The organism is Pseudomonas sp. Leaf59, from assembly GCF_920984685.1.
Lineage (GTDB): Bacteria > Pseudomonadota > Gammaproteobacteria > Pseudomonadales > Pseudomonadaceae > Aquipseudomonas.
Genome location: NZ_CAKLBR010000005.1, coordinates 112,076 through 127,427, shown reverse-complemented (window position 1 = coordinate 127,427; position 15,352 = coordinate 112,076). Strand labels below are relative to the sequence as shown.

The 15,352-nt window shown below is 49.5% G+C and carries 14 protein-coding genes; 7 read left to right on the top strand and 7 right to left on the bottom strand.

The features are described from left to right. The first annotated feature begins 158 nt into the window (after window positions 1–158). The 4 genes from LUB09_RS07515 to LUB09_RS07500 all read left to right on the top strand — a co-directional run bounded on the left by LUB09_RS07515 (window position 159) and on the right by LUB09_RS07500 (window position 5,022). A complete protein-coding gene (locus LUB09_RS07515; protein WP_231422239.1) occupies window positions 159–797 on the top strand; it encodes a Tn7 transposase TnsA N-terminal domain-containing protein in 639 nt (212 codons plus the stop codon). Further along, window positions 778–2,733: a DDE-type integrase/transposase/recombinase gene (locus LUB09_RS07510; protein WP_231422238.1), complete on the top strand. Its 1,956-nt coding sequence runs from the start codon at window positions 778–780 to the stop codon at window positions 2,731–2,733. The genes LUB09_RS07515 and LUB09_RS07510 overlap by 20 nt, the downstream gene beginning before the upstream one ends. After that, window positions 2,730–3,671, top strand: a complete 942-nt coding sequence (locus LUB09_RS07505) for a TniB family NTP-binding protein (protein WP_231422237.1) — start codon at window positions 2,730–2,732, stop codon at window positions 3,669–3,671. The genes LUB09_RS07510 and LUB09_RS07505 overlap by 4 nt, the downstream gene beginning before the upstream one ends. A gap of 82 nt (window positions 3,672–3,753) precedes the next feature. After that, complete coding sequence (locus tag LUB09_RS07500) at window positions 3,754–5,022, top strand: TniQ family protein (protein ID WP_231422236.1); 1,269 nt, start codon at window positions 3,754–3,756, stop codon at window positions 5,020–5,022. A gap of 694 nt (window positions 5,023–5,716) precedes the next feature. Here LUB09_RS07500 and LUB09_RS07495 read toward each other — a convergent pair. Then, window positions 5,717–6,328: an HAD family hydrolase gene (locus LUB09_RS07495; RefSeq protein ID WP_231422235.1), complete on the bottom strand. Its 612-nt coding sequence runs from the start codon at window positions 6,326–6,328 to the stop codon at window positions 5,717–5,719. A 70-nt stretch (window positions 6,329–6,398) separates the two neighbouring features. Then, window positions 6,399–6,611 (bottom strand): hypothetical protein, encoded by a 213-nt coding sequence (locus LUB09_RS07490; RefSeq protein WP_231422323.1) that lies wholly within the window; start codon window positions 6,609–6,611, stop codon window positions 6,399–6,401. Window positions 6,612–6,708: 97 nt separating this feature from the next. Here LUB09_RS07490 and LUB09_RS07485 point away from each other — a divergent pair, with 97 nt between their 5' ends. Then, window positions 6,709–7,035 carry a hypothetical protein gene (locus tag LUB09_RS07485; RefSeq protein ID WP_231422234.1) on the top strand — a complete coding sequence of 109 codons (327 nt, stop codon included), beginning with the start codon at window positions 6,709–6,711 and terminating at the stop codon, window positions 7,033–7,035. Window positions 7,036–7,222: 187 nt separating this feature from the next. Here LUB09_RS07485 and LUB09_RS07480 read toward each other — a convergent pair whose 3' ends face one another. The 4 genes from LUB09_RS07480 to LUB09_RS07465 all read right to left on the bottom strand — a co-directional run bounded on the left by LUB09_RS07480 (window position 7,223) and on the right by LUB09_RS07465 (window position 12,542). Then, window positions 7,223–7,993, bottom strand: coding sequence for an SIR2 family NAD-dependent protein deacylase (locus tag LUB09_RS07480; protein ID WP_231422233.1), 771 nt, complete (start codon window positions 7,991–7,993; stop codon window positions 7,223–7,225). A 157-nt stretch (window positions 7,994–8,150) separates the two neighbouring features. Continuing rightward, window positions 8,151–8,492 carry a DUF6527 family protein gene (locus LUB09_RS07475; protein ID WP_231422232.1) on the bottom strand — a complete coding sequence of 114 codons (342 nt, stop codon included), beginning with the start codon at window positions 8,490–8,492 and terminating at the stop codon, window positions 8,151–8,153. A gap of 448 nt (window positions 8,493–8,940) precedes the next feature. After that, window positions 8,941–10,704, bottom strand: coding sequence for an ATP-dependent helicase (locus LUB09_RS07470; RefSeq protein WP_231422231.1), 1,764 nt, complete (start codon window positions 10,702–10,704; stop codon window positions 8,941–8,943). Further along, the gene (locus tag LUB09_RS07465) at window positions 10,701–12,542 is read right to left on the bottom strand and encodes an ATP-dependent nuclease (protein WP_231422230.1); all 1,842 of its coding nucleotides are present in this window, start codon (window positions 12,540–12,542) and stop codon (window positions 10,701–10,703) included. Before LUB09_RS07465 ends, LUB09_RS07470 begins: the two co-directional genes overlap by 4 nt. A gap of 384 nt (window positions 12,543–12,926) precedes the next feature. Here LUB09_RS07465 and LUB09_RS07460 point away from each other — a divergent pair, with 384 nt between their 5' ends. Together LUB09_RS07460 and LUB09_RS07455 are read left to right on the top strand one after the other, a co-directional pair. Next, window positions 12,927–13,946 (top strand): ATP-binding protein, encoded by a 1,020-nt coding sequence (locus tag LUB09_RS07460; RefSeq protein ID WP_231422229.1) that lies wholly within the window; start codon window positions 12,927–12,929, stop codon window positions 13,944–13,946. A 124-nt stretch (window positions 13,947–14,070) separates the two neighbouring features. Next, window positions 14,071–14,376: an STAS-like domain-containing protein gene (locus LUB09_RS07455; protein WP_231422228.1), complete on the top strand. Its 306-nt coding sequence runs from the start codon at window positions 14,071–14,073 to the stop codon at window positions 14,374–14,376. A gap of 127 nt (window positions 14,377–14,503) precedes the next feature. On the opposite strand, the gene LUB09_RS23875 is transcribed toward LUB09_RS07455, so the two are convergent. Further along, complete coding sequence (locus LUB09_RS23875; RefSeq protein ID WP_269325481.1) at window positions 14,504–14,635, bottom strand: hypothetical protein; 132 nt, start codon at window positions 14,633–14,635, stop codon at window positions 14,504–14,506. Between the last annotated feature and the right edge of the window lie 717 nt (window positions 14,636–15,352).

The following is a 15,352-nucleotide window of genomic DNA, read 5'->3' as shown; positions in this document are numbered from 1 at the left end:
TTTCAGCTTTTTTTCAGTGCTTGTCAATCCCCTCCCATCATTTCGACTTTATCGAGGCTGCTCGACGGGAAAGTGTTGCCTGTCGATTGTAGCCCTCGATTACCGCTCTGCACCGGGCTTACTGGTGCAGCGACGGTGCACGTCTATGGAGGTGTGCTATGGCAGTACGTAAGGTAGTTACGCGAAGCTCATGTCATTTTCGGGGGTATTTCCCCTCTCTAAAAAATGGGCATTCTGTGGCGTGGGAATCTCAGCTGGAAGGAGGTTTTTTCCGGCTTCTGGAGCTCTCGCCGGCCGTTGTCCGTTATGAGGTGCAGCCTTCTCGGGAAAGAGTTCCACTGGGTGATTCATTTGTAGATTACGTTCCCGATCTCCGCGTTTTTCTTGAAAACGGTTGTGAGTGGTGGTTCGAAGTGAAGCCAGAAAAAAAACTGTTAATTAACAGCGTTAAGCTAAAACTTGATGCAGCAAAAATGCACTTCACTGCTACCAATCGAAATTTTTCCGTCATCACGGATCATTTGATATGGCGGAAGCCACTAGCAAATAATTTACAAAAAATTCTATATCACCGACGCGGCCCTTTGCTTTCTTCATCGGATAAAGCAGACGCCTGTTCCGAATTAAATAAATATCAACCTCATACTTTTGAGGAAGCGGTATCGATTTTTGGAGAGATGGAAGCTTGGCGTTTTTTAGCTCTGTGCATTATTGGCGTCAACCTTGATGTTTCACTAGGTTATAAATCACCAATCTTTCTAACCGGAGGACATCGCCATGCAAACATTTTTGCTTAAGTCGAAACTCGTTGTTGTTATAAATGGGGTAACGATGTCGCTTCATCGGAGAATCATTAATGGGAGCTTGCTGTTTTATGATCAGCTAGGAGAGCCGACTAAGTTAACTGAGTCTGAGTTTTATCTCGGTTACGAACGGCGGGAGATCGAAATCTGTGCGGAACAGCCGTTCCTTGGTGAAATTCCCTACGTGAGGAACGCAAGCCCGGATTTAACTTGTTTTCCAAAAAAGCACAGTGATGAAGCCTTACGCCGGCGTTACTATATAACTGGCGTAATGGAAGGTAATACAAGGATACCCAGTAAGGAAACTCTACGAGCTAAATTAAAATTGATTTCTGAGGCGCTAGGAGAGTCGTGTACTCCCTCGATTTCAACAGTTAGGAGGTGGTGCTCGAAGTTTCTGGGTAACAATGTTGTAAGGCTCGTACCGAAACATTCTTCTAAAGGAAGGGTTAACCTAATATCTGGTGAGCTAGAAGAGGTGTTGCTAGATGTCATAAATCGAGTATACCTTCAGTTAGAACGTCAAAAAATTTCGGTAGTAGTCGGCGAATATTTAAAATGCTTGGAAGAGATAAATGCTACACGTCTGGGTTCCGATCAGTTAATAAAACCATGTGGAATGACTATTAGGAGATATATAGCTAAGCTTGATCCGTATGAGGTTGATGTACATCGTATAGGTAAACATGCTGCCAAAAAGAAACATCGGGTCGCGGACGGAGTACTTGTTGTTGATAGCATATTGGATCGTTGGGAGATTGACCATACTCTGTTGGACGTGTTGTTGGTTGACGAAGAAACAGGATTCGTTATTGGGCGCCCATATATTACGGTAGTGCTTGACAAGTTTTCCCGAATGATCATGGGCTACCTACTCCATTTATCTGCACCAAATACTGAAACTGTGCTTCGTGTAATCGAGCGCGGCATTCGGCCTAAAGCAGCGCTTTTGGCGCGCTTTCCTAACGTCCAGAACGAGTGGCGTTGTCATGGAATGCCCGCACGGCTCGTCCCTGACAACGCCGCTGAATTCCATGCGGACGATATGATCGCTGGCTTCAACGAGCTTGGTATCGAGATTATGTACCCTCGATCCCGAGGGCCGGAAATGAAAGGTTCAGTTGAGAGGTTTTTCCGTACCCTGAATATTGGATTGATTCATAAGTTACCAGGAACGACTTTTTCCAATATCCAAGAGAAGGGGGATTACAAATCGGAGAAACACGCTTGCTTCACATTGACTCAGCTTGAAGCCAGCGTTGTGAAGTGGGTTGTTGACGTGTACCACCAAACATCCCACCGAGGGCTTAACAAAAGGACTCCTGCGCAAGTGTGGGCCGCCCACGAGGCAGGCCGACAGCTTAGGCTTCCCGTTGATCTTGACGCACTCGAATGTATCCTTGCACGCCGAAGTATGGCGCAGATACATCACTACGGTATAGAAGTAGGAGGCTATGGATACCACTCTCCTGAACTATCCGAGTTGAGAGCGCGGCTGCAACCTAAAGAAAAAGTAAGCGTTCGGTATCGTGATGAGGTCGGCCATGTTTGGGTGCATGATCGTTTCAGAAATATATTTTTGCAGGTGCCTATAAAAGACAAGCGCATGCTTGGGTTGAGCCGTGATGTATTGAAAGCAGCTAATAAAGCGCTAAAAGATAGTGGAGTCATTAATCCTAGTTTCGAACAAGTTCAACAATCGCATCGCGATATAACCGAGGATATCAACGAGGCTCGCCGCTCTCAGACGCTGCGTAAGCGTCGGGAGGTGGCCCGTGCCAAGTTAGATAAGAACGGTTGGAAGATTCAACCAGCGAAGCATCAAGTTGTATCCGCCGATATGGATTGTTTTGATATGGAGATGACGATAGATACGGCGACTCCATACAAGGTGACTTTTCGTGACCCGAGCGGAGAGAATAAATCATGAGCGGTTATCAAGAAAACCAAGCGCAATTCTCCCTACGTCACCACTTCATCCTCAGTCCGCAAGCAGAGCGAGCACTGACTCGATTAATTGAGGTACATGGAGACACACGACGCACAGGCTCTAGCAAGGGGCTTGTTATACAAGGACCAAGCGGTGTGGGGAAAAGCACGTTGATCAAAGAGTACGTTAGGGGCTTGGAGTCTGCGAAAGAAACCGAGGAGGTAAAACGCTCTGTTCTCGTTGTGGAGATTCCCTCGTCGCCTACCAAAAAAAATCTCGCAACAGCCATGTTAACGGCGATGAAAGATCCCTATGCAGACTCACGTAGCCATTCTGCCGAAACGAAATTTGCGAGGATCATTTTGCTTTTGAGCAACCTCAACGTCGAAGTTGTTGTTCTAGACGAAGCGCAGCATCTCGTGGATTACAAGCGTAATGATGCCTACGAGGCCGCTGACTGGGTCAAAAGTCTGATGAACGAAACTCGCATTATGTTCGTCCTCGTTGGCCTAAAGCGGACTGAAGGTCTGCTTTGGGCCAACGAACAGTTGCGACGAAGATTCTCTGCAACGGTTGATTACAACAGATTCACGCTAAATGATGCCAGTTGGACGCAGTTCGCTATGTTGCTTCAAAGCGTCCGTGAACTACTGCCGGTCCTTTCCATTACTTTTACAGATAAGGAAATGATTCGTCGCTTTTATTTGGCCTCATTCGGTTTAATTGACTATCTAATCAAGATTGTTGATCGCGCCGTTTGGTTGGTACAGAATCTAAGAGCCGAAGGCATCAATCTTGAAATACTTCGTGAGGCCTTTAAGGACGAGGTCTGGAGTGCAGCACCTGATGAGCGAAATCCGTTTAGTGATATGTTCGATTTCAAACCTTTGATCAGAGATCATGAGCCGTTTGAAAGCTTCGACATTATTGCGGCTTAAAAGCTAGTCAAACCCGGTGTAATCATCGGGTTTTTATTATTTGAATCTAAACGGTTGCGATGTTTTCCGAAGGAGCAGTTTTATGTTCGGTTTAGTAGTAAACCCTGCGCCTAAATATGATGAGAGCTTGGCGGGTTATCTACATCGCTTGGGAGGATGTAATGGTCTCTGGAATGGCGAGGTTATTAAGCTTTTCAAAGATCTCTCTGATGAGCTGGTATATGACTGGCTAAGTGAGCACCATGCTAGGCATGCAAGTTGGCGTGATGTGAGTGCGGAAATTCGAGCGCCTAAATTTAATAATCAGAAGGTATGGTCCATAATAAATGCAAAGTATTGCCCAATTTGTATGGCTTCAGAATTTTATTGGCGAGAGTTGTGGGACCTAACTCTATATACAGTGTGCATTGTACATAAGCGTGAGCTCCTGTACAGATGCCCCGGTTGCCAAGCAAAAGCAACGCAAAAGATTCTATTTAGGGAGAGCTGCGACAGCTGTGGCCATCCCATTATTACGGCATGTTCAATCTTGCCGACGGTGGATGAATCAAAACTGTGGATTTCTGTCGAACTCGAGCAGCGCATCCGCGGTTGTAATAAGAACTTATCGCCAGGGGTCGATTCGCTAACTTTGGCCCAGTTTCATTTTTTTGCCATTCGAATTGCTGTAAGGGCATTGAGCTGCACACATGATATGAACATGATTATCGCCTCGAAGTCTTATAAAAACGTGGTTCCTGACTTGGCTGCTGCTGCGGGTAAAATACTCTTAGGTTGGCCAAAAACCTTTCATGATTTGCTTAACGATCTTATGGATCTTAGAGAGTCTAGCCTTTCTTGGAGGTTAGGCTCTGCATTTGGAAGAATTTACAATGATGTGTATTTGTCGTTAACAGACAGATGCTACGACTTTGTTCGTGATGAATTTGAACGATACATTGTTCTATACTGGGAAGGTCCATTGGCTATGAGGAATCGGCGCTTAAGTGAGTGTACATTACTTGCCCATCGATGGCTCCCATACAAAAAGGCAGCGAGAACAGTTGGGCTTCCCGAAAGTTTTCTTCGAAGGATGCATATGTCCGGCGAGCTTGCCACGAGAGAGTTTACGTACACCTGTGGTAAAACTGCCACAGTGGTAGATCTAGAAGAGGCTCGCAGGCTCACCTCATCTCGGCATGAACCGATTAACTTACGTGAAACATCTCGTTTGCTTTGCCTGAGTAGGAACCGTATCGAGCAATTAATAGAGGCAGGGATATTGAAATTCGTCGGTGGTTGCCCGCATGCTGGTGAGAGATGGTTAATTGACTACTCTTCAATAGGGGCTTTAGTACCTGATTTTTTTTGAAAAGCTCCGGTGTAGATTTCATTACAATTTCTCAAGTCGCAAAGCACTATCTTCCTACTTCACGTGGATTAACGGATTTGCTCGTCGCAATTAAGGATGGTGAGGTACCTGTATTTTGCAGAGCTGAGTCAGAAGCTGTGTGTGTTGGTGAGTGGTTAGTTAGTAAAAGCGAACTTTTATTGAGGAAAATAACACTTCACTCATCATCGCAGGACAATGGACTATCAGTCGCTGATGCAGCAAAAGAGCTGGGCGTGAAGGAGGAAGTGGCTTACGCACTCATACGTCATGGCCGACTTCGTAGTGAAAAAGTTCAATGCTCTAGGCGGTCAGCACAGATTATAAGTCCCGCAGCAATAAAACATTTTAAACGAAATTATATTCTGTCCTCTGAAGTCGCACTGCTTTTGGAAATACCACGAGGAAACGTTTTACTGCAATTGCGAGACGTAGGATTTTCTCCCGTAGTTGGCCCTACTTTATTACACGCGAAATGCCGACAGTATGCATGGCGAAGGAGCAAAAAGCTGACAGCCTATCTTGCTTCTTTTGCAAGGCTGTATGGCTTACCTGAGTAAGCTGGTTACTGCCTAAGCCGTATGCACGTGGTGCCGATATGCCACTGACCCGGCTAGGTAGCATTTCCTTGGTTCTGATCGATTAATCGCTCGTTTAGATCGCATTACTAGAGCCATCAGCTTTTGCGGAGGATGTCTTCCGCAAATGCTTGCAAGGTCGTGTAGCTACCTCCACCTTTCCGATCCAGGTAAAAGCCGTGCATACCGAACCCAAGGGGACCATCACAATCGCACCTTTGCGAATCACCAATCATCCATGTTTCACGAGGCATGGTACCGATGAGCTGCGTCACATGCTGGTAGATTTTGAATGATGGTTTGATAGCTCCCACTGAAAAGCTGTAGGCGTAACCATCCAGATTCGGATACAGCCTTTCGATGGCCGATGCATATGGTTGAGCGAGATTGGAGCAAACCGCCACTTTTAATCCTGCTGCTTGGAGGGTCGCCACAGCAGCAATTCCGTCAGGATAGGCTTGGATGGTCGCCAGCTCTTCACGGAGGCCGTCCTCAAGTCGGTTCATGAAATCAGTTTCAACTGATATCCCGAAATAATCAGCGGCTTGTCTAAGGTCCATAGGCATGGACAGTAGATCCTCTGCGTCGGTGGCTTTGGGGCGTCGGCCTTGTTCGATCCCTATTTTAAGAATCTTGCGATAAGGATTTGTCCCAACACCGATTTTTACGAGTGTGCCAAACGCATCAAATACGGCTGCCAAAACGGGCATGGAAAGGCGCTCACATGTGTGACTGACTTTCAGCTATCAAATGGGTCATTAGGCGGTTGCCGATCATCAGTCAGAGGTCATTAGATTTGAGCTTCGCCAGGCCCTGTTTAATGTGGCCGGCATTTTCACCAATGGTGTACAACGCACCGCGGACATTTTCACTGATCTCGCTGAACCCCCTATTCTCGATGTGGAGGGTCAGTTCCATCAGCGCAGCCTCCAGCGCCAATTGGTTTTGGTACATTCTGTCCAACAGGTCTGACAGAGAATATTCCCCAGACATTTCGCGTAAATTCCATTCGAGAAACTTCAAGCATAGCAGTGGCTCCCGCTAGAATGGGTTGGCTATACATAACGTTTTTTCTGAGAAATTGGATGATATGGAATTAACAGAAGAAGAAATGCGACGCGCACTGTTCGGTGGGCCTGTGACCCCAGCGCTTGCAATTGATGCACACGAAAAAGCCACCGTGCCGGATTTGTTGCCGGTGGAACCGTTGAAAGATGCGAAAAAAAAGCAAGTTTCAAAAAGCTTTACTCCCAAGCTGAGAGTCACGTTGCGGGTTGGAAACGAATTTGAGGGCAAGATGCACAAGATTGTGTATGAGGCCGACACACTGAGCTCCCTGGTTGCGGAGCAAGAAGCGGCTAGGACGGCCAGAAAGAAATTCAGGTTCGTGGAATTGGTATCGATTGAGTCAATGTAATTGGATGCGCGGACTTGGCTGGATCGCAAGGTAGCAAATGACGTAGTAAGGGCTGTACTGGGCTCGATGCCAGTCCTTGGGCTCGGTCGTTGAGATTTCCTGAAGAAAGCAATTTTTTTGGTGGAAATAAATTATCAAGAAGGGAAAATCCCTATGGTTTTTCTAGCCGAAACCGGTTTGCCAGTCATTAACTCGCGCGAATGGTCTCTATCCTTTGGGCTAACATTGGCAATATCTCGACTGCAGCCCCTACCAGCATGAGCTCCCTCTGTTCGCCCATTGAAACGTCAGCCTTGTTCACATGAATGACCGATGCTCCAGACGCCAATGCAAGGTCCGGAAGGCCCGCGGCAGGCATTACAATTCCAGAGGTGCCCACTGAGATCAGAAGATCGCAATCCTTAACCAGATGAACTGCTCTCTTCCAAGCCTGGGGCGGCAAATCTTCTCCGTACCATACCACCGCAGGGCGCATTTTGCCGTTACAACGTCCACACCTAGGAGGCTCGATCAGAGCTCCCTCATCCGGCATTGCTGATTGATCTGGCGATACAGACGAAGACCGATGGCAGGCGAAACACTTGGGCATTGCCAAAGTGCCATGCAAATGAACCACATCTAGAGACCCTGCTCGCTCATGAAGGTCATCGATATTCTGGGTGATCACAGAAATCTGGCGTTGTGTGTTAGCCATGCGAGGTACTGCAAGATGTGCTGCATTTGGTTTTGCTTGACCGACTCGGAGACGCCTCCACAGATACCACCCCCATACCAATGCTGCGTTCTCACTAAATGCCTTGGCTGTCTCTAAATCCCTCGGATCGCGTCCTGACCAGATTCCAGAAAGATTTTCGCTATAGGTCGGGATACCGCTATCGGCGGAGATGCCAGCGCCGGTGAAAAAGACCACCTTCTTGGCCTTCTGTAGTACAGCTACAGCCTGCTCTATATCAGTCATGGTAAGAATCTCTCCTATCTTCCCGCTTTGCGTTTCAAGGAGCTGTATACCTTTGCTCGGTATGGGCCAACGAACTTTGAAGGTGTTTAGATAATCCGGTGCGATCCACTATCGGTGCCGCAACCAGTTAACGATTCTTCGTGCCCAGCTGATCTTCTTATCTGCTACGTGCGCAACGTTGGGCAAAACAGGGTCGTTTTCGGCGACAAGCTGAGCTGGCCGTTTTTGCTTGGTAGTAACGCTCTTTAGCCATTCGGTCTCCGCGGCGCCCAACTTCAATCGCCTCCCCCGACATTTCAAACGACCATTCGACGGCACTTCGTTTTACCCAGTAATGAGACCTGCAGGGGAAACTCCAATTACCGATTGAAGGTGTTAAAGATACGGTTTCGCCATCGTAGGTCATCCGCCAATCCGTTGGGGTCAGCGGGGTGATAACTTCGCCCCCACAGGCGCAGGCATGAGCTATACCGGAGAAGCGGATGGAAATGTACAGCACTCCCGGCTCTAAGGGCCTAGGAAAGCTCTCAACGAATTGGTGCTTTAGTGTTGGCGCTGATGCATTATTGACCCAGGCTGCTGATTTTGACTGACCCAGATGCGCCACTTAAATCCGCACAAGGATATCGTTTGGAGTATTCGGGTGGATCAATGAACTTCGGCAACCTGGGTCAATAAAGCATCAGCGTCAACAGTCACAACTTTTCTCTGTTAACAATAACACAGCCAGTCGCGCCATCTGTCTCAGCACCGTAAAACGGGTGCAGTCTCATAAAAAGAGAACTGGAGCGTCACCTGTTACCACCGACGCATTTTTTACCCACACGCCGGAATTTCATTGGCCTAGCTTCGAACTCCGAACTCGTTGTTGAGTTTCGCTTTCAGACTGCTGGGGTGGGTCAGAATAGCGTCAGGCACCTGGGTCAAAAATGCATTGGCGGTAACAGTTATGTCGCTTTTCGAATTGTGGTTATTAGTGGGGATTCGTTGGTGTCGAATGTCAGGTGAACCTGGGCTTTGGCACGGGTCACACCGACGTAGAACAAGCGTGCGGACTCTTCCAACTGCTCTGGAGTCTTGTCGTAGCTGCTTGGAAACACGCCCTTCTCAAGCCCGAGCATGATGACAGCTTGAAACTCCAACCCTTTCGAGCTGTGAAGCGTCATTAGGTTGATCTGGTCTGGGCTCTTGCCCTGGTTGCCAAAAATCTCGACCGTAAACTTTTCAAGCGCTCCACCTGCTTCTGTAGCGGCGATAAGGTCAGCGAGAATGTCGACTTCGTCGCTCAAGCCTGGCTCGCTACGAAGCATTTCGTCGAGAACGGCGCTATCTAGTGATTTCAGCCATTTGCAAAGCGGCAGGGTGCCCTCCCGCAAAGAGAATAGTGCTGCTATTACCCGTTTGCGAGACACGAGCAACTGGGCTTCGCTTTTTCCAGAACGTTGCATGCGTTGCCAGGATTTGAGCAGTTGCGAAATCTGCACCTGCCCTGTCTTCCATCCATCAGCACACCATTGCGCAGCTTCTGTCAGCCACTCTGTGAGACGTGTGCGCTTGATGGGGGATCCGTTGTCGAGGCGGAAGTACCGCATTCTTAATCGATCAGCTGCTTGGGCGATCTGTTTGCCTTCAGCCATAGATCGATACAGCAGGGCAATGTCTCCTGAAGTCCAAGTCCTATTGGCGTCGAGCAGAGCTGGTACTAGCGTTTCGAGCGCATATTTTGCTTGCCCTGTGAGGTCGCGCTCTAACTTGTGAATTCGAATTTCACCTTGCCTATCATCATGGGACTGGAAGTTTGCACGGTCGGGAAAAAGTGTCCTCGATGCCGCAATAATGCGATCAGCGCAGCGATAGTTCAGCTTAAGTGTCACGGCTTGCATACGTGGGTCCTCTGCCAGGGCCTTTAGCAGGGCCGGCTTGGCTCCGGTAAATCCATAGATCGACTGATCCGGGTCACCTACGGCGATGACTCTGACCCCCGCATCGAGCAACGCTCGCACAATGCGGTGCAATGGCAGGCCGAGATCCTGGTACTCGTCTATCACCACGACGGGGTATTTCGCCCGGATCGCGCGGCGCACCCACTCGTGCTTCTCGATCAGTTCCAGGCCTGCGAGCACTAAGCCGTCAAAATCGATCAGTCCCTTTGCTAGGAGCAGGTCTTCATAGTCTTCGACGACTCGTGTCTCGCGCGGAGACCACGCCCTCCAATCGTCGCAGTCTTTATCCGGAATGGTGCGCCGTAACTTGTCACATGATGTGCGAAATGAGCTGCTTGGTGTTCCACCGAGCACGGCGCTGTAGGCAACGCCGAAAAGCTTGCGGGACTCTGCTGGTGTCGCTACTAACAACGGGGCTGGCACCGCAATACCGGCCATAGCCGCGTAAGGTAATACGAGTTCAGTCAAGCAGAACGAGTGTACGGTGGAAATAAGAATCCGATTGCCATCGTCAACGCCAAGCTTGTTCAGCCTCGTTCTCAACTCGCCGACACAGGCATTGCTATAAGTAATACACGCGACGCGTTGTGGGCGACGTACAGTCTCCGTGAGCAACCTCGCGACCTTGACCGTGATGGTCTTAGTCTTACCGCTACCGGGGCCGGCCAGAATCACACAGTTGCCCGTCGACTCGTAGGCATTCCATTGATCTTCGTTATCGCGTAAGTCTTCAGCTGCCACGAGGTAGGCTGGTTTGGCGGTACTCATCCCAGTTTCTCCCTCATGTACTCCAGGGCATTCTTGATGTAGTCGGGACATATATCAGCCTTGTCTGCGAGTATCACTGAGGCTAAACGCTGAGCAAACCGACCCTTGCCAATAGAGTCTATGTCTTTAAGAAACTGCTTCTCGTCCAATGTCGTGGGATCGTCATCCAAGGCCTTGAAGCGAGCATGCATCTTCTTGTTAGTCGACAGTGCCAGAGCGGCTTTCTGGAAGTACTCCTCGGCGCCGACCTTGAAAACATCTATCTCAAAGGTGAACTCATTAAGAAAAACGCCATGCTGCGGCGCGAGCTCAAGCACATCCTCGAAATCAAGTTCTTTCCAGCTGGCCTTGGAGAGCACCTCTCGCATGATGTGATTTACCACGCGGTTTTCCCCGTAGTTTTCCCCGACACCTTTTCCGTCAGGATCGTCGTCTTCCTGACTTACTTCTGAGCCCTTCGGGTCAAAGTCGGTAAGCACAGCGAATGGAATGTCGAGTCCCTGGGGTCCCAGTAGCTTCACGTACGGAGCGAAATTGGTCCCGGCGATCGAGCAAACAGTTATGCCCATAGCATCGAAATCGAAACTCTTGTCGTACAGCTTGGCTAACGTAGGCAAGAGAAATTTTTCCGCATCGCCCTCTACCAAGATGACGCCCTTCGAAAAGAACAACTCGCCACGCGTGACGTCTATGTATCGCTCGAGATCTTCACGGTCAGCTTCTTTTAGTTCGATACCCTTAAGTGATCGAGCAACCGTGTGTCTTTCCTTGGGGACATTGGTTAGAACTACGATATTGGTGAGCGGAGCAACGCTGGCGACGTTCGGGGAGTGCGTTGTCAGCAGAATGCTGCGCAGCTCCCGACCGCGCTCGTCCTCATCACGCGTCTTCAGATAGTTTCGGTAGATCAAGCGTTGCAAGTGCGGATGCAAATGCGCCTCGGGCTCTTCGATCGCAAGGAACGTATGTTGTCGTTCCCCTTCTTCCACCAGGTATTGATGCTCCAGGTGCTTCAACGCGAGGTACAAAACGTTTGCAGAGCCTAGGCTTGCCTCGGCGACCCCTCGTTTGCCGCCATCGATCATCATTTGTAGGGCGCGGAGCAGCCGTTCAGGCTCCGTTGGTGCAAAACCTAGGGCCGTCTCGATTGCATGCTTATCCCCCATCATTGCCGTGAGCTGGCCATTGACCTGCTTCACTACATCAGCGAGCTGAGGCAAGCCAGCAATCCTTGATGTCGTTGCATGTACCTCATCGGCGATCGCTTCAAGCTCATCTTCGTCAATGGTCTGCGCCGCTCGATCCAGCAACGGCCGCAGCGGGGAGCGCGTCCACCGAGCAAGGTCCGACTCCGCGTCGCGAAGTGCGGGGAAAAGGTCCATTGGCATCCAACGTCTCATTTCATAGCCGACCGAGTTCTCTGGGCGATCGCCGCCGAAGATCACAAACTCATAATCCGCTTCGCTGCGTAGTGCTCGATCAATGCCCACGATGGGTTGGAAGCGGTATGTGACCTTCGCCACCATGGGTGAGGGATTAATCAGGTGGTCGGCAAGTACTGCCAACAGTTCTTCGCTGTCTTCGAAGTCGCTGAACTCCACCGAGATCTCGATGACATCATCGACCTTCAGCGGCCTGGGCAGGCCATCCCAGAAATCATCAAGACGCAGCCTTCGTGCGGAGTCAGGGAGAGTCGGATCCAGGATCATCCGCAGGGCGAATAGCAGATTCGTCTTGCCTACTTTGTTTTCGCCTAGGACAACAGCATGCTGTCCTAAATATACGTCGAGATGCTTGAAGTTTCTGAAGTTCTCAATCGTTATTCGGCTCAGTCGCATACAGAATTTCCTTCCCTAGATGTCGCGCACTTGTGGAGTCTAAAAGCATACGGGGCGATGTTTGGTTTGTGTCGGTTGCCGCTTTGAGCATGAGGATATTATGGCCTTTTGCCTTCCCAGTGTGATATTGCTTTGCACTCAATTTGACTAGCGAAAGGAAATGCGAATGTCTGGTTCTGGCAGTAGCCATCTGGGTCCATCCACACCTATCACTTCCTGCGCGGCCCTTCAGTTTGATATCCATTCGTACAGAGCGACATCTCGTTAGTCGTCTTTTTCGGACATAAAAAAACGGGAAGTGATTCTGCGTGTGGCATTCGGCTATTATCCAGCTCTGGCCAGATGAATGTCAGGTCGGATTCCGTATATTTGCCAAGGAGTTGCATGCAGGCCATCGACATAGAAAATGCGATTGTGCTCCCCTGGGGGCTAGGGTCAAAATCGCCCAAGGATCTGTTTGCAGTTTGCTCCAAGATAGCAAACTGTCCCCAGGATATCGTTTTGGATGCTAGCGCCCTCTCCTACGTCGATCCTCTTGGTATGGCCACAATGCGTGCCATGTTCGAGGATCAATTGACTCGGAAACGAATAAGCATTCAGTTCCTGAGCAAAGATCTCACCTCCTACCTCGCCAGGATGGACTTCTTCAAAGACATCGATATTGAAGGAGTTGACCTATCATCCGTGGGAAAACGAAATGATCGAAGCGGGTCGCTTGTCGAGATTACCAAGATCCATGAGCACCATCAGGCTGAAGCTGCGGCGTCACGGCTAGCCCGTGCGATTACTGGAAGGCTCACCCAGTCAGACCCAGATGCTCCAGTAGACGAGCACACGGGCAGGAACGAATATGATTCCTATCGTGGTCCGTTGGAGTATTCGCTCAAAGAGTTGCTTGAGAACGCGCTCACTCATGCCCGCAGGGAGGGTCGAATGAATGCGGCCGTCTGGATCACCTGCCAGTTCTATCCAAAATTGAACATTGTGCGGATGGCCATTGTCGATAACGGGTGTGGTTTTCTCGCGACCCTCAAGGAACATCCTGAGGTTCAAGAACCAACCGATAGGCATGCCATTGAGGCGGCACTTAAACCACGAGTTAGCTGCAATCGAGGCGCCATGGCGAAGATCTTGGGTAGCGAAAACCAGGGCATAGGACTTACGACCACTGCGAAAATTGCGGGTGCTGCTGGTGGTGGACTGGTAATTATCAGTGGCAATGGCATGCATGACACGAAACGTCAGTATTCTACGGAGTTGGGCGACGTTAGGTGGAATGGAGTATCGATCGCGTTTAGCTGCACCCGTGATTTGCTGCCAACCATCTCTATCAGTGATCTGCTACCCAAAGACGATGTGGGGATCGAGGAAGACGAACTCGATCTGGATCTGGATTTCCGGTAGCTCTGGCTTTTTGATGGCATGAGGGCTAGAGTCGATTATACAGGGACTAGGCATCTGCGAATTGACATTGGGCGTTATCAATGCAGGGCTGTAAAAAGGATTAAGAAATACAAGGGGTTAAGAGATGCAAACTCAAATTCGATTAGGCAGGGATGATTCTATCCGAACGTACGGAATGCGAGCTTCAGCGATCCCTTATCGTGAGGAAATCGAGCGCTCGCTTATCACGGGTGAAAGTGTACTCATCGATTTCTCTGGAAACGATGTCACTCAGTCATTTGTTGATGAGCTCATCGGAGCTCTGATTCTGAAAAATGGGCGACAAGTCATTTCCCGTCTTGCCTTCGAAAACTGCACAAACGATGTGAAAGGAATTATCAAATTTGTGGTCCATGACAGAGTTAGGCAGTTGCAGAAAATGTCTGCGTGAAACAAGTGCTTTATACAAAGGCCCTCAAATTCGAGGGCTTTTTGTTGTCTGGAATTTTTTCGTTGGGAAGGTCTTGTGAACGTTACACTGGCGGAAGCGGCCCATTCGGTGGGCCGCTTTTTGATGGCTAGCCGATCATTTCGCGAATTTTTTCCCAGGCCCAGTCAACAAGCTTGCGAAAAATCACACGCAGAATTTCCTTCACAAACGAAGAGAAAGTCTTTTTCAGCCAATCAGGTTGCCAACGCAATCCGCTCATAAGAGATCCTCAATAGAAGAACTTTCTTTTGCGGGCGTGTTTCAGCCAATGTTTATTGGTCCCGCCGATGGCAGGATCCAGATACGTCACAGGTGTTTATCCCGTGACATTGATTGCGCTTCGGCTGTGGCTAATGCTCCAGTGCATCAAAGCCACGCTTAGTGAAGCCTGCTGCAGTCGACACAAATCCTATGTGCGCCCTGAGCTGATTTTGCGCCTTGGTTGCCGGCGCCGATATTGATCTGCCGCTTGTTCGACCGTCTAAAGGTCGCACAAACACCGTTACCGGTACCTCACATGAAAGGTGGGGAGGCAGAAAATGGGAAGGCTCTATGCACAAAGCCAAAACCACAATTCCTGGCTAGTACATGCCAGTCTTGCCCTCAAGGTCATGAGTGTCGGGGCGGTATGTTTGCTCTGCTGACGCCTCAGAGGGCAACAATGTATCGAGCCTCATGAGCTCTGAGCGTGCCATTACGCGATCTGATCCTTAGATACGTAAAAGCTTTTTTATTTGGCAACGCAGCACCAAAGTGCGCGGGCCGTGATGTGTTCCTAGCGTCCAATCGGACAGATAAGGTGTCGTCCGTATGCAGAAGCTCAACTGGATGAGGACTACTGCTCGGCATGGGCCTAAAGGCCAGACATTGGGGCTTGAAAACGCCCGGCCTCTGCTAACACAGAGTGCACAAGAGATTAGCTCGTGGCTTGATCCCA